We start from the raw sequence: 22,387 nt of genomic DNA on the forward strand, positions 1-22,387 counted from the left end.
TATCACAAAAATGGACCCTTCGATGAGGAATATAAAAGCGCCTGCGTAGGCGCCTATGGTATAATTTTCTGGAGACAACGGGCGGAAATTACCATAATGAAGTCATAAACAAAAACCCACCGTTAAACAGGTTGACTGCCTGCGGTGGGATTTGCTCTGCATCTGAATAGATGCTCCGTGAGAGGGTTTTACCTCTCCTTGTTGTCTGTTCTTATGTTACCATAGCCCTTTTATACAGGCAAACGAGCGACTGTTCCTACATTAAAGTAAATATTATTATATAAATATCTGCAAGGAGGATGATCTCCATGGATAAAAAAGCGAATCCTCAAACTCTTTGGCTTGGGGTGGGTATTGTCATTGGAACGAGTATTGGTGTGGCAACGAACCAGATCGCTCTGGGGATAGCCTTTGGTGTGGCACTGGGCGTCGTGGTTGGATCTGTCGTTAGCAAACGTGCAGGCTCGGGGCTGGATGATATGCTGAGTGAACATGTCAAGGAATTGCGTAAGCAGGAGGACTGGGAAGAGGTACTTGAGCAATCGCAGGATCATCCGGTGCTGCTGCTGAAACACAGTACAACTTGTTCAATCAGTGCGAGAGCATACAGGGAGTTTATGGCGTTTGTGGGCTCGAACGCATCAGATCCCGCACAGAAGATGGAGTACCGGATCGTCAAAGTCATCGAAAGTCGCTCGCTGTCCCGCCGCATTGCGGAAGACACCGAGGTTCACCATGAATCGCCTCAAGTGCTGCTGCTGGACGGCGGCCAAGTTATTCAACATACGTCACACGGGAAAATTACCCGGAAGAGACTGCTGCAATGGGCCCAGAATCCGTTTGGATAAGGGCATTGAAATCACTTCCACTTTAAAAATAACAAAAAAAATCATATCCTTACATGTGAAATTCGATTAAAATATAAATGGCCTTCATATTTCTGAATCGGAGTGATCCATATGGAACAATATAAGTTCAAGTCGGAACATAGTCAGATGATTGTTGATGCTATTGTTGAAGGATACCGTGACTATATTGAGCACCGTAAAGATCGGAAAAAGAACATGAAGATTAGTTCAGCGTTTGCCTGGACTAAAGGTAACTTTATTGAAAGTAAAATCGCAGATTTTTGTGTTGAACAAGGATTCACTCACAAAAAATCCAAAGCAGGTTTAACTTGGGATTACCTTCAGTTTACACACGAAGATTCAAAAGTAATATTTCTGATTAAGAATGCTGTTTATTTTAATGAATATAGTTTTTCCAGAGCTAAGCTGCCTACGGGTGGTGACAACAAGGGTGCTTTACGTACGTATCTACATGATCTTTCCAAGATTAATAAAGACTTGGAATTCTCCTTAACCCAACCCTCCTCTACTGGGCAAGCTAAGTTCGAGAGAGTGGAGCAACTTTGTTTACCTATTCCAGAAAGTCAGGTCAGTCGTGTGAAAGAAGAACTTGAACATTTTGCTTCTACGTATAATGAATTCCATATACTCACTTATGCTATTGATGAAGCATTTCAAATTTCTAGGATTCAACATTATCTGCCCAATCCGCATGATAATATAGCCTATTTTATAGAAGATTTATCCGATCGTATCTCAGGTGCAGAGTTGAATGATAGTGACCGCGAGGTCCTTGCACCAGACATGGAGGATATCGTCGACCCGGCAGCATACGATATTCAAATTTTGGAAGAAGAACAATGGGGATAATCCCCCGGTAGTTCAGTAAGGAGGGAGCAGCGTGTTCGTTGGTGAAAATCTGACCAATTTGCGGATCATGCACGGGTATTCTAGAAAACAGCTCTCCGAACTGTTAGGTGTGACAGAACAAGCAGTCTGGCAATATGAAAATGCGTATACCTCTCCCAAAGTACCAATCGTGAACGAGTTAAAACGCATTTTCAGTGTGAAAAGCAAGTATTTTTATGCAAAGGATATGCTTGCAGAGCATAATAACTCTGCCAATATTAATGTCATGAATATTGCCTATCGTTCAAAGGTGTTGAATGTGATTTCCAAGACACAGACAGAAGCAAAACACGTAGAATATCTGGATACATTCATCAACTATATTACCGCTCAGATTAGCCTTCCTACGCTGAATATTATCAAGCTGCGGGAAGAGGCTATTGCATATATGAATCATTCAGACGATGATCGTTCGACTCAGATCCATTATGTTGCACAACTTGCGAGGCAACGACTTAATTTGGAGCCTTCTACGAATGAGAACCTCATGTTCTGGATTGAAAAAAGCGGTGTGTACGTTTTTGAGAAAGCGATTGGTGAGGAAATTGATGCGTACAGCCTTTGGACGCGGAACGATCGTCCGTTTATCATACTGGGCAACATCAAACGGTCAGCGGTTCGCAGGAACTTCGATATTGCGCATGAGCTTGGCCATTTGCTGCTTCATTACCGTCTTGAGTTCGCCAATCTGGATCGAAAAGAACACAAATTAATTGAGAATGAAGCCAATTTGTTTGCGGGTGCCTTTTTATTACCTGAGGAAGAGTTCTCATCGGATATGAATGACATCTCTTATAAGACGAATCCAGATCAGTATCTCGATTTGAAAAAGAAATGGAAGACCTCACTACAAGTATTGGGATACAGAGCTGCGCATTTAGGTATGATGGAGGCAAAGGATCATCGTAATTTCTATGCGGCGATGCACCGAAGAGGATATCTGGAAAAAGAACCTTTCGACCATACGATACCACTGCAAAAACCGATGCGAATCAAAACCATTATTGACCTGATCTCCAAGAAAGGTCTTGTGGATATTCGTTATATGATTGAGGAAGATTGGAAAGTGGAGACGTCCTTTTTTCATCATATGACAGGGATAAGCACTGATTTTTTTAATAAGTACATGATGAGCAAACGCGAAACTAACACTCAAAATGTTAGGGAAATGCCCACACGTAGTTCTTAAAATGGACTACCCTTTAGCCAGGGAACAGCGGCTTGGACACCAAGACCTCTTTTTAGATGATAACCTCCGTCAACGTTAAGCTTGTTGAATTTGAAGACACATCCTAATAGGTAATGGATTGTTCGATATAAAAATGCACATAGACCTGTTTCTTTCAGCTGATCGCTGAGGGGAGCGGGTCTTTTTTACGCTATTTTTACACCTTGGCGGGTATTTCTTTACCCCCTTTTTACAGCGTTTCGTATTACGATTTCATATGTAGAAGGTTGCAAGAACGGTAGAGAGAGGGAGGGGAGCACATGGTGAATGATGCCACGATCATTGGGCTGGTTGTGTTGTTGTTTGTGGTGTTCTGGGGATTTGTGAAATTTTGTGAGAAAGCATGAATGCATAGGGCATGAAAGGGGAGAAGCCGTATGATCGTCATCGGCATGATTGTGCTCGCACTGGTAGTCTATCTAGGTTACGTGCTGGTGAGGCCGGAGAAATTCTGATGGTCGTTTGGGGCACGAAACCAGAAGCACTTGGATCGTCGATTTTAGGGAGGAAATGCGGATATGAGTAGCGGTTTATTACAAGTGGCGGTGACGCTGCTGATCATCATACTACTGGTGAAGCCAGTGGGGAGTTATCTGGTGAAGGTGTTTGACGGCAAACGAACAGGACTGGATCGGATATTTGGTGGGCCTGAGCGATTGCTGTATCGATTGATGGGGGTGAAGGAGAACGAGTCGATGGGTTGGAAAAAGTACCTGTCAGCCGTGCTCATTTCGAACTTCGTCATGCTGTTATTGATGTTTCTGGTGCTGCGGTTGCAAAAGTATCTGCCGCTCAACCCGGATGGCATTGGCAATATGCCTGCGGCACAGGCTTTTAATACAGCTGCATCGTTCATGACCAACACGAACTGGCAGTCTTACACGGGCGAGAACGCCCTGTCGTATCTGTCACAGATGCTGGCAGTGACGTTTCCAATGTTCACCTCAGCCGCGACCGGCTTTGCGGTCGCTATTGCCTTCATTCGCGGCCTGGTGGGCCGACGGGATGAACTGGGGAACTTCTACGTCGACGTGGTACGGTCGATTACGAGAATCTTTTTGCCGCTGAGCTTCATTGTGGCGTTGTTCCTCATATTCCAGGGTGTGCCGCAGACACTGGCGGGATCGGTGAACGCGACCACGCTGGATGGGGCGCAGCAGACGATTAGCCGCGGATTGGTCGCTTCGTTGGAGTCGATCAAACACTTGGGTACCAATGGTGGAGGCTGGTTCGGAACCAACGCCGCGCATCCATTTGAGAACCCTACGGCGTTGTCGAACCTCGTGCATATTGTCTGCATGATGCTGCTGCCTACGGCGCTGGTTTACGCCTTCGGCATCATGGTGAACAACCGGAAGCAGGGCTGGACGCTGTTTGCGGCCATGAGTTTACTTTTCCTCGTGATGCTGACCACGGTATTTGTTTCCGAATATCGCGGTGTGCCAGCGCTGGATGCGGTGGGAATCCAAGGCAATATGGAAGGTAAGGAGGTCAGGTTCGGAGTATCCGAATCCGCACTTTTCACAGCGGTGACTACAGCAGCCACAACCGGGTCGGTGAACAATATGCATGAGTCGCTTACCCCGCTTGGTGGCATGGTTGCACTGGCGGAGATGATGCTCAACAACGTATTCGGCGGCAAAGGGGTAGGTTTGCTCAACGGATTGCTCTATGTGATTCTGGCCGTGTTTATCTGTGGGCTGATGGTTGGGCGGACCCCTGAATTTCTGGGCAAAAAAATTGAGGGCAAGGAAGTGAAGCTCGCATCCATCGCGCTGCTGGTTCATCCTTTGATTATTCTGGCTCCGACCGCGCTCGCGCTTATGCGTCCTGAATCTGTTGCTTCGATTTCAAATTCAGGCATGCATGGTCTGACCGAGGTGTTATATGCCTTTGCATCCGGGGCTGCCAATAATGGATCGGCGTTTGCCGGGTTGAATGCCAACACGGACTTTTACAATATCGCCATTGGTGTGGTGATGCTGCTCGGAAGATACATTTCCATGATCGCGATGCTCGCCATTGCCGGATCACTGGCAACCAAACGGATGGTTCCCGTAACAACGGGTACACTGCGTACGCATACGCCTCTTTTTGCAGGTATTCTGGTGATGATGATTGTGGTCGTTGGGGCGTTGACGTTCTTCCCATCACTGGCGCTTGGACCGATTGCAGAACATTTGGCGATGATCCGATGATGGAAGGTCCAATATGAATGGTACAGTGATCGGATATGGGAATAGGAGCAAGGACGTAAAGTGCGGAGGTGGATTATCACAATGAATGTTGTAGAACGAAAGAAGGAGCAGACAGTGGAAGGATTAGACAGAGGCATCATCAGAACCCAGATTAAAGGAACGAGAGGTTCGGGGACGGTTCCCGGTACGCCTAAAAGAACCAAAAGATTAAGTCGGGACATTCTGCTCCAGGCATCTCTGGATGCCTTCAAGAAGCTGAACCCGGTCGTCATGATCAAAAATCCGGTGATGTTTATCGTCGAAGTCGGCACACTCATCACATTGCTGTTATGTATCAATCCGGATTTCTTTGTTGCATCCGAGGCAGGGCGAGGGTACAACATTGCGGTGTTTCTCATCCTGTTGTTCACGTTGCTGTTTGCCAACTTTGCTGAAGCACTGGCAGAGGGACGGGGCAAAGCTCAGGCGGACACGCTGCGTAAGACGAAATCCGACACCACGGCGAAGCTGGTACAGAAAGACGGAACCATCAAGCAAGTATCTTCGACCCAGTTGAAAAAAGGAGATATCGTCCGTGTAGAAGCAGGCGAACTGATTCCCACGGACGGTGAGATTATTGAAGGGCTGGCCTCTATCGACGAGTCCGCCATTACGGGGGAGTCGGCTCCCGTGATCAAGGAGGTGGGCGGCGACTTCTCCTCCGTTACGGGAGGTACGCGGGTTACTTCCGACTATATCGTGATGCGTGTGCAGACCGACCCGGGGGAGTCGTTCCTCGACCGAATGATCTCACTCGTTGAAGGCGCACAGCGCCAGAAAACACCGAATGAGATTGCGCTGACAACACTGCTCGCCGTGTTGACACTGATATTCCTGATTGTCATCATGACCATGGTACCAATGGCGAACTATTTGGGCATTCGACTCGATCTGGCTACGCTTATCGCACTGCTTGTCTGTCTGATTCCTACGACGATTGGCGGTCTGTTATCCGCGATCGGTATTGCGGGCATGGACCGTGTCACGCAGTTCAACGTACTCGCCATGTCGGGTAAAGCGGTGGAAGCGGCAGGCGATATTGATACACTGATCCTGGACAAAACCGGAACAATTACGTACGGCAACCGCATGGCTTCGGAGTTTATTCCCGTTCAGGGCGTATCTGCACAAGAGATGACTCGGGCGGCGCTGCAAGCTTCCGTAGTGGATGAGACACCAGAGGGGCGCTCGGTCGTTGAATTGGCTGGCAAGCAGGGCGAGAACTGGTCGGAGACGGAATATGCAGATGCAGAACATGTGAACTTCACCGCAGAGACCCGGATGTCGGGTCTGAATCTAAGCGGTGGGAAGCAGATCCGCAAAGGTGCGGTAGATGCGATCAAACGCCATATTTCCTCCCGTGGGGGACGGATACCCAGCGATTTGGACGATATTGCGAACCGAATTGCAAAGGCTGGGGGTACACCGCTTGCTGTTGCGATTGATGACCAGATTTATGGTGTGATCTATCTGAAAGATACAGTGAAGCCGGGACTGAAAGAGAAGTTTGCGGAGATGCGAGCCATGGGTATCAAGACGATCATGTGTACAGGGGATAATCCCCTGACAGCGGCGACCATTGCGCTGGAAGCGGGTGTGGATGATTTTATTGCCGAGGCCAAGCCGGAAGACAAGATTACCGCGATCAAAAAAGAGCAGCAGGAGGGCAAGCTCGTCGCCATGACCGGCGACGGCACCAACGATGCTCCTGCTCTGGCGCAGGCCGATGTAGGCCTGGCGATGAATTCGGGCACCATGGCGGCCAAGGAAGCGGCCAACATGATCGATCTGGATTCTGACCCGACCAAGCTATTGTCGGTGGTCTCCATTGGCAAGCAACTGCTCATTACCCGCGGTGCACTGACGACATTTTCGATATCCAATGATATTGCCAAGTATTTCGCCATCATTCCGGCCATGTTTATTCTGGCCATGCCGCAGCTTCAGGCACTCAATATTATGAACCTCGCTTCACCGCAGTCCGCGATTCTGTCAGCGCTCATCTTCAACGCTATCATTATCCCGCTGCTCATCCCAATCGCCATGCGGGGTGTGAAGTATCGGGCCATGTCCGCGGAACGGCTGCTTGGACGGAATGTGTTCATCTATGGTGTGGGCGGTGTAATCGTACCGTTTATCGGAATTAAGCTGATTGATCTGGTGCTGTCGGGGCTTCATTTGGTATGAGGTTTTAACACTAGATTTGAATAACATTTACACGAAAACGTAGAGGGCAGAACAAAACTGGAGAAGCGTAGCGTTCGCCTTTATTCCCGGATTTTATCCCTTGGGAAAGGGAATCAAAAAAATCTGGGGATAACAGCGATCGAAAGGTTGTTCTGACCGCGAAGTGGTCTAGTGTAGAATCATTTGTTAAATTTAACTAATAATAAATTCAGGATGTGATTCATATGAAACAGGTACTGCCCGCGATTCGGTTGTCTGTCGTGCTTATGCTGATTTGCGGTGTCATCTATCCGCTGGCTACAACCGGAGTGGCACAGCTGCTCTTCTCCGATCAGGCGAACGGCAGTCTGATCACAGCTGACGGGAAAACCATTGGTTCGTCGCTGCTGGCGCAGGAAGTGAAATCGCCGGGGCTGTTCCAGCCCCGGGCATCGAACGCCAATTATGATGGAACTGCTTCGGCAGGTTCTAATCGCGCCGTGGCCTCGGAGGCGTATATGGTTGAAATGAAGGAAAAGGTGGCTCAGCTCAAGCAAGAGAATCCGGGCTTGCAGCACATTCCTGCGGATCTCGTGACCGGTTCCGGTTCCGGTCTTGACCCGGATCTGTCACCGGAAGCGGCAAAAGCACAGATTCCGCGGATTAGCCAGGCAACGGGTCTTGGTGAGCAAGAGCTTGCCAAGATCGTGGAGGAACATACACAAGGGCGACAGCTGGGCATTTTCGGTGAGCCGCGTGTGAATGTGACCGCTTTGAATCTGGCGTTAACGGCTGAGCTGAAATAAAAGGCATTGTATTAGTAGATCCACGGGGGACGCAGCTTCCCTTGGTTGTTCGTATCAGGCCTTCTTCCGAGCCTCGGAAGGGGCTTTCTCCATTTTAAGTAAAGATTATGTTTGGGGAGTGAACAGGATGAAAGACAGCTTCAAGCGGAAGTCCCCGGAAGACATCTTGAAGATGATCACGAAGCTGCAGCAGGGCACCTTGAAGATATATATCGGTCCGGTCAGCGGTTCAGGCAAAACGTATCATATGCTCAGGGAAGGAAACACATTGCACCACCAGGGGATCGATGTGGTCATCTGTGCTGTGTCGACCATGCAAAGACCGGAGACCGTGGAGCAGCTCGGCGAGTTGGAGCGAATTCCAAGTATTCACTGGTCTCGCTGGAAGGATGGCATGGAGATGAAGGATCTGAATCTGGATGCCCTGCTGGTACGTAATCCGGAGGTTGTGCTCGTTGACGGACTTGCTCATAGAAACCGAAAAGGGGCACGTCATGCAACCCGACTGGAAGACATTCAGTATTTGCTGCGACACAACATCAGTGTCATTACAACGGTGAATGTATATGAGCTGGAGGGATATACGGAGCTTGCACGCCAGCTAACAGGAATTGCAGCAGAGCATACTGTGCCTGCCGATACCCTTGAACTGGCCGATGAAGTGAAGCTGATCGATGTAACTCCTGAAACCGTATTAAGCCGCCTTGCCGAGGGACATCTTCGGGGACATGAAGGTGAAGCGGTGTTCCGGCATGGCAATTTGGGCATTTTGCGTGAACTGGCTCTCCGACTTGTTGCGGAAGGGGTCAACGAATCACTGCGTGAGCACCGGGAAGAGATGGGAATTACGGTTACGACAGGCATCATGGAACGCATTTTGGTATCCACCCAATATCACTGGAACGGGTCCATCTATATTCGGCGGGGACAGCAGATTGCGAAGAGATTAAACGGAGATCTGCATGCCGTGACCTTTCGCAATATGAAGCAGCCACTAACCAAGGAAGCTGCTGTTTTTCGTCGCAACATGATCAAACTGGTGGAGAAATTCGGAGGGCAGTTTGAGGAATTGCCTGTGTTACACCGCCGTAACATTCCATCTACACTTGCACGCTACGCAGTCCAGCATCAGATTACCCGCATTGTTATGGGACACTCACGACACAGTCGCTGGCAGGAGCTGTGGAGGGGATCATTTGTTAACTCCTTACTGCGCAGGATGCGGGGTGTCGATCTGTTTCTGCTCGCGGATCGTGCACAGCATGAGGGCGAGCGGGTACTTCCGACCCGATTGCCAGATACAGAGACTCCAACATATCGCAGGTTGAGTGAGCAGGAGATGAAGGCACAGATTGGTCAGATTCGGCGTGGCAAGTTCAAGGTATACATCGGTGCTGCGCCAGGTGTGGGAAAAACGTATATGATGCTCCGGGAAGGCAATGATCTGCTCCGCAAAGGCATCGATGTACGGATTGGTCTGCTGGAGACGCATAATCGGGTGGAGACGGTGGAACAGATCGGCCAATTATCCATCATTCCACGAGAGCAGCGGATGTACCAAGGGGTGCAGCTCGAGGAAATGGACACTGACGCCATTCTTCGTCTATGTCCTGAAGTGGTATTGGTGGATGAGCTCGCGCATACGAATGTCCCGGGAAGCACGCGGCAAAAGCGTTACGAAGATGTGCAGATCCTGTTGGATGCGGGCATCTCTGTCATCACTACCGTGAATGTACAGCATCTGGAAAGTCTGAACGATGCGGTGGAACATATTACGGGAATTAGAGTCCGAGAGACCGTGCCGGATCAGATTTTGCAAACGGCAGATGAGGTCCAGCTTATCGATGTGGCCCCCCAAGCCTTGCGGCAACGCATGCGGGAGGGTAAAATCTATGCAGCAGCCAAGGTGGAACAAGCGCTTGGTCATTTTTTTCGCATTGGCAATCTGATTGCCTTACGGGAACTTGCCCTGCGGGAATTGGCCGATGATGTGGATGAACGCCTTGAATCACAGGAGCGCAAAAGTGCACTTCGCGGTCCCTGGCGCAGACAGGAGGCGGTCTTTGTCTGCGTAAGCAGTGATGAGCATGCGGAGCGGCTGATTCGCCGCGGATTTCGTACAGCCTACCGGTTAAAGGCGGTCTGGCATGTGCACCATGTTCATGTAGGTCAAGTTATGAATAACGAAGTGAAATGCCAGTTGGAGGAGCTGGAACAGCTGACCGTTCGACTGGGCGGCAAATTTCATATTCATCATAGCCAGAGGCTGCGAGATGTACCTGGTATTTTGGCGGGTAAAGCTTCTGAGGAAAAAGCAACGCAGTTGGTGGTTGGTCAAGCGAAACGGGTCTGGTGGCTGAACGGCTATCGTGGAAAGGGAACGGTGGTCAGCAGGCTGGTGCGGTTATCCAGACATATGGACGTATTGATCGTTGCGGACTACGATTATGATCTGAGCGGGATGTGAGATGTGCTGTGTCTGAACGAAATAAAGGGGAAGACGTCTGGCTGAAGCTGAACCGTGTTCCCAAATATATATGGGTAACCATTGGAATCACATTGCTAACCATTCTGCTACATGCGATAGGGATTAGCGATGACCTGGTTAACGTGGGGTTAATTTATCTTTTTCCGGTATTGGTCAGCGCTGTGTACTGGGGAATGGGGCCGGCTATATATGCAGCAAGTCTTAGCGTCGTTGCCTTTGACTTCTTTTTTGTTCCTCCGTATCTCAGTTTTACGGTTGAAGATTTGCGATATATTTTTTCCTTTATTGTGTATTTGGCAGTGGCGGTATTAACGGCGAGTCTGGCGGGACGCCTGCGGCAGCAGCTGGAGGTGGTAAAACAACGCGAGATTACGACGAATTCGCTATATGCTTTAAGTCGTCAGATGACGGCTGTTACGGATTTGCACACTCTACTCGGCAACATTGCGAGACAAGTGTCACTGACACTTGGAACTCCGGCGGCAATATATCTTCCCAATGTTCAAGGCGAACTTCAGGTTACCTCCTCTTCGGAGGATTCGGATTCAATAGCCTGGGGTGAGGGAGAAGCTGAAGTCGCTATTGCCAAATGGGTGTATAAAAATGGCGAAATCGCTGGACGAGGCTCCTCCAGCCTGCGGGAATCGTCTGGTCTGTATGTGCCGTTGCGTACAGAAGACCAGATCCATGGGGTGCTCGCTGTGAATCTGGAATCCAGCGATCTTCAGGAGCAGCGGGAAGAGCTGCGTTTGCTGGAGGCGTGTGGCGGGCTGGCAGCAAGTGCCATTGCTCGTGTCAAGCTGGCCGAAGAAGCGAGACTCGCGCAGGTGACGGCTGAATCGGAGCGAATTCGCACCGCTTTGCTGGACTCGGTGTCCCATGAGCTGCGTACACCCCTTACGGCCATCATTGGTTCAGCGACAGGTTTGCTGGAGAATGATTCTCTTTTTACCCCGGAGGATCGAAAAGAACTGACAGGCAATATCCGAGATGGAGCGCTGCGCATGAACAGGCTGGTAACCAATTTGCTGGGCATAGTGAAGCTGGAGAGTGGCATGTTGCAGCTGCGCAGAAAATGGTGTGATGTGGGCGACATGATCGGCATTGTGCTAACTCAGGTTCAGCAATTTATCCAGCACCGTCGCATTCGGGTGGAATTGCCGGATCAGCCGCCGTTTGTATCCGGGGATGAGGTTTTGCTGGAGCAGGTTCTGGTTAACGTAATCAGCAATGCCATCAAATATTCACCAGAAGACAGTGAAATCGTCATTACGGTGAAGGTGGATGAGCGGCATGGACGAATGACCATTGTGGTGGCTGATTCGGGTGTCGGGATTCCGGAAGCAGAGCGAGAGCGGGTGTTTGAGAAATTTTATCGATCTGAATCGTCACGGCATGTGACAGGTACGGGACTTGGGCTTGCCATCTGTAGAGGAATCGTCGAAGTTCACGGAGGTACGATTACCGCAGAATCGAATCCGGGAGGCGGCACGCGGGTATGCATTGGTTTGCCCATTGAGGAACCTGAAGCATCATTCCCGTATATGGGACAAGGAGAGGAAGAATGACATGACGGCACCGCAAGGCGCGCGCATATTAATTGTGGATGATGAACCGCAAATCCGTAAACTGCTGAAGGTTACGCTTCAGGCGCACCAATTTGAGATTAACGAATGCGCCGACGGAGAAGAAGCGGTCATTCAGGCGAGCATTGTGCATCCTGATCTGATTGTGCTTGATCTGGGCTTGCCTGGAATGTCCGGAATGGATGTACTTCAGCGGATTCGGGAATGGTCGCAGGTACCAGTCATTGTACTGACTGCAAAGGATCGCGAAGAGGATAAAATTGCTGCACTTGATGGCGGGGCGGATGATTATGTCACCAAACCGTTTGGCATGGGAGAGCTCGTTGCCCGTATTCGGGTTGCCCTTCGCCATGTGGCCAAAACTACGGATGAGCCGATACTGCGTTTTGGACCACTCACCATTGATTTGGCCCAGAGACAGGTCAATTTGGACGGGTCACCCGTAAAGCTAACACCGACTGAGTATGAAATGCTGAAAGTACTCGCAACCCATGCAGGCAAAATTATTACCCAACGCCAGCTGCTGCAACAAGTGTGGGGAGGGCATCATCATGAGTCGGACAGTCATTACTTGCGGGTATATGTCGGGCATCTGCGCAAAAAATTGCAGGAAGATCCCATGCGTCCCCGTTTTATTCAGACCGAGCCGGGAATCGGCTATCGTTTTCTGCTTCAGGATTAGGCTGGGAAACAAGACGAAAGCTCAAAAAAGCACCAGCCCCTCCCTATTGAGGAGGAGACTAGTGCTTTTAGAATTGCAAACGATGGACTTCTTATGACGTGTACTTCGGCAACCAGTCGCCATGAGCTTCAATCAGTTCATCACACATGGAGACGATATCATCAATGGACAGCTCGGCAGCGGTATGCGGGTCAAGCATCGCGGCATGATAGATGTGTTCTCTTTTGCCCGTAATCGCTGCTTCAATGGTCAACAGTTGGGTGTTAATATTCGTACGGTTCAATGCTGCAAGCTGCGGAGGCAGGTCCCCGATATACGTCGGGCTGATACCTGAACCATCAACAAGACAAGGCACCTCAACACAGGCTTCACGAGGCAGGTTGGTGATCAGTCCGTTATTCATGACATTACCGCCGATTTTGTAAGGGCGATCCGTCTCCATAGCCTCCATAATATGCGAAGCGTATTCACGGCTGCGTGTATGTTCGATATTTTCGCTGGATAACAGCTTCTCACGCATTTCTTTCCAGCCTTCAATCTGATTCACGCAGCGGCGCGGATACTCGTCCAGCGGAATGTTGAAGCGTTCGATCAGCTCCGGGTAGTTTCGTTTGATAAAATAAGGATGATACTCGGCATTATGCTCGGAGGACTCGGTAACATAGTATCCAAAACGCTGCATCAGCTCATAACGCACCATGTCATCATGCTGCTCTTTTTGCTTTTCCTTCGCCAGACGTTTAATCTCCGGATACAGATCTTGACCATCACGTGTCACTTCAAGCAGCCAGGCCATATGGTTGATACCTGCAACTTTCGCGACCACACCCGTCTGATCCATCCCCAATGCATCAAACAGATGCGGCACACACACCTGTACACTGTGACACAGACCTACAGTTTTGATTCCGCCATGCACGTTCATGACATTTGTCAGTACCGCCATCGGGTTGGTGTAGTTCAGGAACCACGCATCTGGACACACTTCCTGCATATCCCGTGCAAAATCGAGCATCACCGGAATCGTCCGCAAATTACGGAAAATCCCGCCAATCCCGAGCGTATCGGCAATCGTTTGACGCAATCCATATTTCTTCGGAATCTCAAAATCCGTAATGGTACATGGATCATATCCACCCACCTGAATGGCATTGATTACATATTTGGCGCCGCGCAGTGCTTCCTTGCGGTCGGTATAAGCTTTAATGGCACATTGGCTTCCGAGCGAGCGGGCCATACTGGTAAGCAAACGCTCTGAGTCGTTTAGGCGTTCAGCATCAATATCGAACAACGCCAGCTCAAAATCCTGAAGTGCTTCGGTCATCATGACATCACCCAATACATTTTTGACAAAAACGGTGCTTCCCGCACCGAGGAACGTAATTTTGTTCATCTCAAGTTCAGCCTCCCTGAATAAATGGTGTACCTCCAATATAGGCGGATCGGGCTCATATAACTATGGCTCAACCTCTCTGAAACATGTCATAATCCCATTTTTGGATTCGCTTACAGCTAATAATTCATCTATTTACCTGTTATAATTTTAGTGAAGAGATTGCGGTTGGGGTGAACAGAGGGAGTGTGAAATGTTGAAATTAATCGAAACGAATGTAGTTCCCATGGATTTGACGCAGATGGAATTGGTACTGTTATTTTTCGGTTGGCAGGCTTGTGATCCGTCGCATTATTGGGGTCCGGGTGTTCGGGATGCTTATATTGTTCATTACATTCATGAAGGACGGGGCACGGTGTTTATGGCGGATCAGCAATACGAGCTTACACAGGGCCAGGGCTTTGTCATTCTTCCGGATACGCTTATTCATTATGAAGCGGATGCGAAGCAGCCATGGACTTACTCCTGGTTCGGGTTCAAAGGTGTTCATGCCAAGGCATTCATGCAGCGGGCACACATCAGTCCGGAACATCCTGTATTTGATGCCAGAGATCCAGACACATTCGCTCGTCTCTATGCGGAGATGGTTCAAGCATCAACACGTACCGAGGGAGATGTGTTCAACCAGAGCCTGCTGTACAGGCTGATCGCCGAGCTGATTGCATCTTCTCCCGCAGGAGAGCAGCTGCAGCGTCCTCTGTCCACCAAAGAAGAGTACATCAGGCAGGCCGTTCAATTTATAGAGAACAGGTATAGTCAGAGGACCTCAATCCTAGATATTGCACAGGCCGTGGGGCTGGATCGCACATATCTGTCAGGACTTTTCAAGGGAAGATACGGCAAGTCACTGCAGGCCTTTTTTCTTGAATACCGAATGAACCGGGCAGCTGAATTGCTGCAGCATTCGGCCCTATCGGTTAGTGAAGTGGCCCACTCTGTGGGATATACAGATGCATTGTTGTTTTCCAAGATGTTTAAGCGGGTGACAGGGGTGTCTCCGAAAGGGTTGAGAAGCATGGAGCAGGGTGAATAGTTTTCATTATGCTGTGAACCTCGAAAAATGCAAAAAAAGGCCACGAATCCGAAGATTCATAGCCTTATGCTTTAAGGTGTAAAGACAGGATAGCGATATGATGAAAATCAGGCAATCGGTGTTCCGTTCGGCAAGGTCTGATCCGGGGTTAACAATACAACGTCACCTTCATCAGGCACGCCGCCAAGCACCAGTACTTCGGATACAAAACCGGCAATTCGGCGCGGTGGGAAATTGACTACAGCAATAACCTGCTTGCCGATCATCATGTCGGGGGTATAACGTTTCGTAATTTGGGCGCTCGAACGTTTAAGGCCAAGTGGGCCGAAATCGATGGTCATTTTAATGGCGGGGATGCGTGCCTTTGGAAAAGGTTCGGCTTCCACCACTGTGCCAACGCGGATATCATGCTGGATAAACTCTTCAAAAGTAGCCATGTTGTGATGTCTCCTTTCAGCTATGGAGTCCATTATAAAATAGAAATAACCAAAAAATCCAGATTGCGCTAATCGCAACCTGGATTTTAGTGTTGATATGGTATGAGCGATGCCCGTTTTTGTTCCACTCGGATGTGAGCAGGGCAGAGCGTTTAATGCAGCAACATCATATTACATTAAGCGCCATTCCACTTTTCACCGGTCAGATATTTCTCAGTCAGAATGGATAACATCTGAATGCCAACTTCATTATGTCCACCTTCGGGAATGATGATGTCAGCATACTTTTTGGAAGGCTCGATAAAAGCATCATGCATCGGTTTAACGGTGTCGAGATATTGTTTGTACACGGATTGAATCGTACGGCCGCGTTCTTCCATATCCCGCAGTACTCTGCGCAGAATACGCACATCGGAATCCGTATCAACAAATACCTTGATATCCAGAAGGGCGCGCAGATGTTCATCGATCAGGACATGCAGTCCTTCCACAATAACGATATGGTTCGGTGCCAGTTCAACCGTTTCATTAGCGGCACGGTTATCTATGGTGAAGTCATATACGGGGGCATATGCGGTTTGTCCTTGTTTTAACAGGGTAAGATGCTCAATTAACAGATCATTATCGAATGCAAACGGATGATCGTAATTGGTGAGTCGACGTTGCTCAGGGGTGAGCTGCGACTGGTCTTTGTAATAGTTGTCTTGGGATATGAAAGTCACTTTGCCCGATCCAAGACGGTCTATGACGGAGCGAGCTACCGTCGTTTTACCGGAGCCGGTTCCTCCGGCGATACCAATAATGAGCATGATTGTTCCATAAACCTCCCTAGAATGGCAGCATGATGAATGAATAAAGGCGAACCAGAAATCCTTCGTTCATGCCTTTATCCACATGTCTGTCTGTGAATACACAATTCCATCATTGTAACATAGCAGACGGCTTTTTTCATCATTGGCGGATGGACCATGTTTTGCCTTCCAGGGCAAGTTATGTTTGCTGCTTATCAATTACTGCATATCTTTGGAGGATGCACCATGAGGTAACTCCCATATGGCTATTAGGCGCTGTCCGATGGAACTTTTTGAGAACATATTCAGGATGACAAAGCCAATTACACTTCCTGCTGTATTGGCTATTAGATCGTTCAGATCGGTGCTGCGACCATTGCCCAAGGTTACTCGGAGCAGGAGTTGTGTTATTTCGATGAGAAAACTCAAGGCCAATCCTGTTGCTGCTGCTGTTCGTATCGAGTGAATCCAAGGCCTTGCCAAAGGAAGCATAAACCCCAGTGGCATAAACAGCAGGATGTTTAGGAGAAAACTTGATGCATCTGCGGTCAGAAGCGGAATCCATTGAATGCTTTGATACCAGGGGGTCTGATTGGCATAGATCCCGATGTTCACGTCGATAGGGAAGAATACAAAGTGCATAATACCCAACATATATATGGCTAATGCGAGCACCAACACATACTGTCTGACCGTATACCTGGTGCTGCTCAACCTGGCATGAAGCACCAGGATAAGCAGGACCAAAACGAATAGAGGACCAAGTACGATGGGAGATGAGATGGAATACTGGATGGACATGGAATGACCCCTTTACAAAGAAATGAGTTTCAGGCTATTGAAGCTGAATCTTCATTTCCATTCCCTTGATGAATTGCGTGTCTTTAACCTCTTCGGCGAAGTCATCCTTGATCTCGAAAGGTTTCACCATCAGGTATTTTACATCTTTGGCTGTTGTAGCATAGATGCGTTCCGATTTCAGCTGGTTGCCCTCGTACATGCCCTCGCCACTGAGTGCAGTCAGCTGCCGCCCCTGATCATCATAGACGGCAAATCCGATGTGACGCAGCTGTTCTTCCTCTTTTGCCGTAAGTGTACTCTTATCGTTCAAACCGATAACGGTAGTTAAGCGGGTGGTGACAGGTGTAACGTCGGCTTTCGTAACAGCAGCTGTATACAGATCATGGGTCATGACGTTATCAGGCTGAACGTGGTGGATGTTGTCTGTTGATTTGGCAAAAGGAACTGTCAACTCAAACTCGTGATCAATCCCTTGAAGCGTCAACTTGACTTTAGCGTCAAACTGATCCGGGAAGGCGTCTTTCTGATCGGAGGGAATGACCTGTTCAAAAAGCAGGGTGTCTGGCTCGTTCGCCCCGGTGGAACTGTAGAACAGACCGCTGTCCGGTCGGGACCCGTTGGCTTGGAAAAAGACGTTCTCGATGCCGCTGCTCAGCTTCACAATGTCCTTGCCGTTGTCATACATGCCCTGATTCAGATTGGGTGCAGTGACATGAACCAGAAACGCTGCGCGTGTACCGTCATATACCGTTTCCAATACTTCGAGCTTCACGTCCTGATAAGCAAAGGAGCGGTTCACAGGGGTAGTTAAACCTTCGTTACCCGCTGTTCTAAGCCCCATATCTGCTTCGATGGAGCTGAAGAGACTGCCTACAAGCGGTATTTGGCGCAAGGAGTCAGCCATGACCGGAGAGACAAAGCCTGATGCAAATACGGTCACGCCCAGTACACCGGCTGCAATTGTTGCGGCTGCCGTGCGGCGTAATCCTTTGCGCAGCCCGCGCCCTGCGCCCTGTTCGATGTTCAGGGTGTTTGGTGATTCTGGCAGAGACCCCAGTGTAGCATCAATGCGGTTACGTACGATTTCAGACATAATTGGACGCTCCTTTGCTTGTTCTTTTAACTTCTGATCGATATTAAACGGGTTCGACATGCAATTTTACCTCCCGAAAGTTTCTGAATTTGTGGTACAGTTCTTTCCTTGCCCGTGTCAGCCTCATTTTCACTGCGCTTTCAGATAGCCCCAGCGCATCTGCGACTTGACGCAGACTCAAATCTTCAAAATAATGCAGCACAATGACAATTCGCTTGGACTCTTCCAGTTGATCGACCGCTTCCCTCATGTCCACCTCATCATAGGGACTGGAAGGTTCCAGCTGTCTTGACAGTGGTACTTCTGCATAGGAAGTGGAGCGGGTACGACGGGATAGCAGGGTATTGCATTCATTAATAAGAATGCGGAACATCCATGTTTTGAAGTACTGGGGTTCCCGGAGGGTGTGCATGGATTTGTAGGCTTTCAGGATGGTCTCCTGAATGGCATCCGCCACATCCTCCTCTTTTCGCAGCATGGATATTGCGGTATTGTATAGGGAATTTTCAATCTCTCGGATTAGCCTGATGAAGGCATCGCGATCTCCCTGAATGGCTAGCTTGATGAGATCGGGTGAATCCATGGGTGACAGCTCCTTTCGTATGGGAGGAATGAACACAGCACTGGGCTGGTTGGTTTTTATATGAATTAGACTGCCGTACAGGGCATAGGGTCACATTTATTTTTAGTTCATAAAAAGTGCTCGTTATATATGACGTATTGGGTGTGCACGTTCCCTTCGATTCGGGTGTATATATCCTTCAATGAAAGAGAGGTTAATTTTTTTCCTGACCTTGGATGATTGACTTTTACGAAAACAGCAATATAATAAACGTATATTCATAACACGGACTGTTACTGGGGAAACCAGGCATGACCGAATTCGATTGCTTTACTGTAATCGCTTTCGGTCTTTTTTTATTTTTGTCAGGGGGTGAGAACATTGAAGGTTATCAAGAAAGTAAACAATAACGTGGCCATCGCTATCAATGAACATAACGAAGAGGTATTTGTCGTAGGCAAGGGTGTGGGATTTCTGAAGACCCCTTATGAGCTGACGGAGACCGACTTGGTGGAGAAAATATTCGTAGCTCCGAAGAACATCCGGATGTATGATCTGCTGAACAGCATTCCGATTGAGGATATTTATCTCGCGGAGGAAGTCATCAAGCTGGGCAGTCAGATCCTGAATAAAACGTTTAACCCGAATCTGCTTCTCACCCTGTCTGACCATATCAGTTTTGCGTTAACTCGAACCAGAGAAGGCATCAGTATCAAAAATCCACTGGAATGGGAAGTGCGAACACTCTATCCGGATGAGACCCGGGTGGGAGAGGCAGCACTCAAGCTGATCCATGAACAAACGGGTATAACCTTGCCAGCAGCAGAAACGACACTAATGGCACTTCATTTTGTCAACGCACAGGTCGGTTCGGGGGAAATGACGGACACGACCAAGGTGACCACAGTAACGGGTGAGATTCTATCGGTGATTAAGTATGCGCTCAAAATCGATTTTCAGGAAGATTCCATTCATTTTATGAGGTTTGCGACACATATACGGTACTTCATTATGCGGCAAATGAGCGGCAAATCGCTCAAGGACGAGAACGAGTCCCTGTTCCTGATGGTGAAGGAGAAGTTTCCGAAGGAACTGGCGTGTGTGGAGAAGATTGCGGATTTCCTGAAAAATAATTATGGCTGGACCTGTTCCGATGATGAAAAATTATACCTGATTCTTCATATCCAACGACTTATATCCAACTAAACAATCGAATATTACACAATGGACTGTTACTGATTCGATCAGGCATGACCAAGCGTAGGGAATGACGATTCCCCGGCTTGGTCATTTTTTATATAAAAATCAAACCATTTTATCTTTCTGTATAAAGGAGAAGGGTCATGAACAACAAAGACTTGGCTAAAAACATACTTGAACTTGTTGGCGGCGAGCAAAACATCTCGGGTCTGACACACTGTGCAACCCGGTTGAGATTTGTATTAAAAGATGATGCCAAGGCAGATTTGAAGACGCTGGATCAGCTGGAGGGCGTACTCAAGGCACAGAATTCCGGGGGACAGATCCAGGTCGTTATTGGTGCCAAGGTAGATGCAGTATACGGTGAAGTGAAAAGTCTGACTTCAGACCAATTTGGTGGAGTGGACGAATCCGCAGATCGCAGCGGACCGAAGAAGAAACGTAACCCGGTCAATGTAGTGCTGGAGACGATTGCAGGCATATTCACGCCTGTACTTCCAGCCCTCGTTGGCTGTGGGATGATCAAATGTGTGGCTACAGTAATCGCTGCATTGGGATGGCTCGAAGGTTCGGGATTCTTGGTCATCGTCAATATGATTGGCGATCTGATCTTGAATTTCCTGCCTTTCTTCCTGGCCGTGAGCGCAGCTCACAAGTTCAAAACCAATCCGTATCTGGCGGTGGCACTTGCAGCCGGACTGATGCATCCAACCATTTTGAATGCAGCTGCCCAGATCGCCGATACAGGCGTCAATACCATTGATTTTCTTGGAATGCCGATCCTGCTGATGAAGTATTCATCCTCGGTCATTCCCATCATACTGGCCGTTTGGATCATGAGCTATGTGTACAGATTTGTCGATCAGTTCATACCGAAGTTTCTCAGGGTGCTGCTTACCCCAATGGTGGTTTTATTTATCATGATTCCACTCGAACTCATCGTACTTGGACCTATCGGTTCCTATGTCGGTGACTGGCTCACCCAGGGAATTAATTATCTGTTCTCCACAGCAGGCGTTCTTGCCGGTCTGATTCTCGGATTTTTCAAACCGATCATGGTTATGTTCGGTATGCACTATGCACTCATGCCCATTCAGGTACAACAAGTGGCGAGTCTGGGTTCAACCGTGCTGCTGCCTGCTGCACTGGCGGCGAACCTGGCCCAAGCGGGAGCGGCATTCGGTGTATTTGTACTGACGAAGAGTAAAACGATGAAATCTGCCGCCGGATCAAGCGGCTTCACGGCATTGTTCGGAATCACTGAACCTGCTATCTACGGGGTTACGCTGCGATACAAGCGGCCATTCTTTGCGGGCTGTGCAGCAGCCGGGCTGGTCGGAGGATTTTACAGTCTGGTTCACGCCAGTGCTACAGCAATTTCATTGCCCGGCATCCTCGCTTTGGGGACGTACACTGCTGACCGTTACATCTATGTCGTGATTGGCTCTGTTGCTGCAATCATACTCGGCTTTGTATTTACCCTGATGGCCGGTATTAAGGAAGACGCAGATGGAGCAAAACCGAAGCAGCAGGCAGCGGGTGCGGTAGACAGCATTCAGACTGCTGCTGCCACAGGAGTGACAGCAGAACAAGACTCCCCTCAGACATCTGCATCTTCCTCCGATATGCTAATTGTCAGTCCAATGACGGGGGAGATCAGACCGATCTCAGAGGTTGAGGATCAGGCATTCGCCCAGGAGCTGATGGGTAAAGGTATTGCCATTGTTCCGACAGAAGGCAAAGTGTACGCTCCTTTTGACGGGGTAGTTGAAGCGTTATATCGTACCAAACATGCCATTGGGCTCAAGGCAGCAAACGGTGTGGAAATTCTGATTCATATTGGCGTGGACACCGTCAGTCTGAAAGGGAAATATTTTAACGCCCATATCGAACAAGGACAGAGCATCAAGGCAGGGGATTTATTAGTAGAGTTTGATCCGGAAGGCATCACTTCAGCGGGATATAACACGATTACATCCATTGTGGTAACCAATATGCAGCAGTATGGAGACGTCTTGACCACAGCTAATAGTGGATCCGTTCGAGAAAGCGAAGCATTGATCAAGCTGATCCCTTAATGCGCTAGTGCTACTGCTACTGCATTTCTGATCCAAACTAAATAAAGGT

19 protein-coding genes are annotated in these 22,387 nt (G+C 48.8%); 13 read left to right on the plus strand and 6 right to left on the minus strand.

The window, feature by feature from the left end:
- Positions 1-308 precede the first annotated feature (308 nt).
- The 10 genes from ytxJ (at position 309) to MKY42_RS01265 (ending at position 12,950) form a co-directional block, all read left to right on the plus strand.
- Positions 309-848: a bacillithiol system redox-active protein YtxJ gene (gene ytxJ / locus MKY42_RS01220; RefSeq protein ID WP_177185930.1), complete on the plus strand. Its 540-nt coding sequence runs from the start codon at positions 309-311 to the stop codon at positions 846-848.
- Positions 849-959: 111 nt separating this feature from the next.
- Entirely contained in the window at positions 960-1,718 is a 759-nt protein-coding gene (locus MKY42_RS01225) for a hypothetical protein (protein WP_090905082.1), read from the plus strand.
- A 31-nt stretch (positions 1,719-1,749) separates the two neighbouring features.
- A complete protein-coding gene (locus MKY42_RS01230) occupies positions 1,750-2,946 on the plus strand; it encodes an XRE family transcriptional regulator (protein WP_090905084.1) in 1,197 nt (398 codons plus the stop codon).
- A 431-nt stretch (positions 2,947-3,377) separates the two neighbouring features.
- Positions 3,378-3,440 (plus strand): potassium-transporting ATPase subunit F, encoded by a 63-nt coding sequence (locus MKY42_RS01235; protein ID WP_231952816.1) that lies wholly within the window; start codon positions 3,378-3,380, stop codon positions 3,438-3,440.
- 63 nt (positions 3,441-3,503) lie between these two features.
- Complete coding sequence (gene kdpA, locus MKY42_RS01240; RefSeq protein ID WP_339848132.1) at positions 3,504-5,183, plus strand: potassium-transporting ATPase subunit KdpA; 1,680 nt, start codon at positions 3,504-3,506, stop codon at positions 5,181-5,183.
- A gap of 81 nt (positions 5,184-5,264) precedes the next feature.
- Positions 5,265-7,409: a potassium-transporting ATPase subunit KdpB gene (gene kdpB, locus MKY42_RS01245; RefSeq protein ID WP_339848134.1), complete on the plus strand. Its 2,145-nt coding sequence runs from the start codon at positions 5,265-5,267 to the stop codon at positions 7,407-7,409.
- Between the two features lie 224 nt (positions 7,410-7,633).
- Positions 7,634-8,194, plus strand: coding sequence for a potassium-transporting ATPase subunit KdpC (gene kdpC, locus MKY42_RS01250; protein ID WP_179262138.1), 561 nt, complete (start codon positions 7,634-7,636; stop codon positions 8,192-8,194).
- Positions 8,195-8,321: 127 nt separating this feature from the next.
- Positions 8,322-10,661 (plus strand): histidine kinase, encoded by a 2,340-nt coding sequence (locus MKY42_RS01255; RefSeq protein ID WP_339848136.1) that lies wholly within the window; start codon positions 8,322-8,324, stop codon positions 10,659-10,661.
- A gap of 8 nt (positions 10,662-10,669) precedes the next feature.
- Positions 10,670-12,250, plus strand: a complete 1,581-nt coding sequence (locus MKY42_RS01260; RefSeq protein WP_339848138.1) for an ATP-binding protein — start codon at positions 10,670-10,672, stop codon at positions 12,248-12,250.
- 1 nt (position 12,251) lies between these two features.
- A complete protein-coding gene (locus MKY42_RS01265; RefSeq protein WP_339848140.1) occupies positions 12,252-12,950 on the plus strand; it encodes a response regulator in 699 nt (232 codons plus the stop codon).
- Between the two features lie 91 nt (positions 12,951-13,041).
- Here the strand turns inward: MKY42_RS01265 and MKY42_RS01270 are convergent, their stop codons facing one another.
- A complete protein-coding gene (locus tag MKY42_RS01270) occupies positions 13,042-14,343 on the minus strand; it encodes an alpha-glucosidase/alpha-galactosidase (protein WP_090905095.1) in 1,302 nt (433 codons plus the stop codon).
- A gap of 193 nt (positions 14,344-14,536) precedes the next feature.
- Here MKY42_RS01270 and MKY42_RS01275 point away from each other — a divergent pair, with 193 nt between their 5' ends.
- Positions 14,537-15,376 carry an AraC family transcriptional regulator gene (locus MKY42_RS01275; RefSeq protein ID WP_256222537.1) on the plus strand — a complete coding sequence of 280 codons (840 nt, stop codon included), beginning with the start codon at positions 14,537-14,539 and terminating at the stop codon, positions 15,374-15,376.
- A 107-nt stretch (positions 15,377-15,483) separates the two neighbouring features.
- On the opposite strand, the gene csaA is transcribed toward MKY42_RS01275, so the two are convergent.
- The 5 genes from csaA to MKY42_RS01300 form a co-directional block, all read right to left on the minus strand.
- Positions 15,484-15,813, minus strand: coding sequence for a chaperone CsaA (csaA, locus tag MKY42_RS01280; protein WP_090905099.1), 330 nt, complete (start codon positions 15,811-15,813; stop codon positions 15,484-15,486).
- A gap of 176 nt (positions 15,814-15,989) precedes the next feature.
- A complete protein-coding gene (udk, locus tag MKY42_RS01285) occupies positions 15,990-16,622 on the minus strand; it encodes a uridine kinase (RefSeq protein WP_090905101.1) in 633 nt (210 codons plus the stop codon).
- A 201-nt stretch (positions 16,623-16,823) separates the two neighbouring features.
- The gene (locus MKY42_RS01290) at positions 16,824-17,405 is read right to left on the minus strand and encodes a VanZ family protein (protein ID WP_339848142.1); all 582 of its coding nucleotides are present in this window, start codon (positions 17,403-17,405) and stop codon (positions 16,824-16,826) included.
- 34 nt (positions 17,406-17,439) lie between these two features.
- Positions 17,440-18,558 (minus strand): DUF4179 domain-containing protein, encoded by a 1,119-nt coding sequence (locus MKY42_RS01295; RefSeq protein ID WP_339848144.1) that lies wholly within the window; start codon positions 18,556-18,558, stop codon positions 17,440-17,442.
- Positions 18,542-19,081 (minus strand): sigma-70 family RNA polymerase sigma factor, encoded by a 540-nt coding sequence (locus MKY42_RS01300; protein ID WP_090905107.1) that lies wholly within the window; start codon positions 19,079-19,081, stop codon positions 18,542-18,544. The genes MKY42_RS01295 and MKY42_RS01300 overlap by 17 nt, the downstream gene beginning before the upstream one ends.
- Before the next feature lie 351 nt (positions 19,082-19,432).
- Between MKY42_RS01300 and MKY42_RS01305 the strand changes: the two genes are divergently transcribed.
- Both MKY42_RS01305 and MKY42_RS01310 read left to right on the plus strand, forming a co-directional pair.
- Positions 19,433-20,266, plus strand: a complete 834-nt coding sequence (locus tag MKY42_RS01305) for a PRD domain-containing protein (RefSeq protein ID WP_256222539.1) — start codon at positions 19,433-19,435, stop codon at positions 20,264-20,266.
- A gap of 137 nt (positions 20,267-20,403) precedes the next feature.
- The gene (locus tag MKY42_RS01310) at positions 20,404-22,338 is read left to right on the plus strand and encodes a beta-glucoside-specific PTS transporter subunit IIABC (protein ID WP_339848146.1); all 1,935 of its coding nucleotides are present in this window, start codon (positions 20,404-20,406) and stop codon (positions 22,336-22,338) included.
- Positions 22,339-22,387 lie beyond the last annotated feature (49 nt).

This window comes from Paenibacillus sp. FSL W7-1088, from assembly GCF_037969855.1.
Lineage (GTDB): Bacteria > Bacillota > Bacilli > Paenibacillales > Paenibacillaceae > Paenibacillus.

Coding starts and splice junctions, on each gene's coding strand:
- ytxJ (WP_177185930.1), top strand. CDS start 309: ATGGATAAAAAAGCGAATCCTCAAACTCTTTGGCTTGGGGTGGGTATT.
- MKY42_RS01225 (WP_090905082.1), top strand. CDS start 960: ATGGAACAATATAAGTTCAAGTCGGAACATAGTCAGATGATTGTTGAT.
- kdpA (WP_339848132.1), top strand. CDS start 3,504: ATGAGTAGCGGTTTATTACAAGTGGCGGTGACGCTGCTGATCATCATA.
- kdpB (WP_339848134.1), top strand. CDS start 5,265: ATGAATGTTGTAGAACGAAAGAAGGAGCAGACAGTGGAAGGATTAGAC.
- kdpC (WP_179262138.1), top strand. CDS start 7,634: ATGAAACAGGTACTGCCCGCGATTCGGTTGTCTGTCGTGCTTATGCTG.
- MKY42_RS01255 (WP_339848136.1), top strand. CDS start 8,322: ATGAAAGACAGCTTCAAGCGGAAGTCCCCGGAAGACATCTTGAAGATG.
- MKY42_RS01265 (WP_339848140.1), top strand. CDS start 12,252: ATGACGGCACCGCAAGGCGCGCGCATATTAATTGTGGATGATGAACCG.
- MKY42_RS01270 (WP_090905095.1), bottom strand. CDS start 14,343: ATGAACAAAATTACGTTCCTCGGTGCGGGAAGCACCGTTTTTGTCAAA.
- MKY42_RS01275 (WP_256222537.1), top strand. CDS start 14,537: ATGTTGAAATTAATCGAAACGAATGTAGTTCCCATGGATTTGACGCAG.
- csaA (WP_090905099.1), bottom strand. CDS start 15,813: ATGGCTACTTTTGAAGAGTTTATCCAGCATGATATCCGCGTTGGCACA.
- udk (WP_090905101.1), bottom strand. CDS start 16,622: ATGCTCATTATTGGTATCGCCGGAGGAACCGGCTCCGGTAAAACGACG.
- MKY42_RS01290 (WP_339848142.1), bottom strand. CDS start 17,405: ATGTCCATCCAGTATTCCATCTCATCTCCCATCGTACTTGGTCCTCTA.
- MKY42_RS01295 (WP_339848144.1), bottom strand. CDS start 18,558: ATGTCGAACCCGTTTAATATCGATCAGAAGTTAAAAGAACAAGCAAAG.
- MKY42_RS01300 (WP_090905107.1), bottom strand. CDS start 19,081: ATGGATTCACCCGATCTCATCAAGCTAGCCATTCAGGGAGATCGCGAT.
- MKY42_RS01310 (WP_339848146.1), top strand. CDS start 20,404: ATGAACAACAAAGACTTGGCTAAAAACATACTTGAACTTGTTGGCGGC.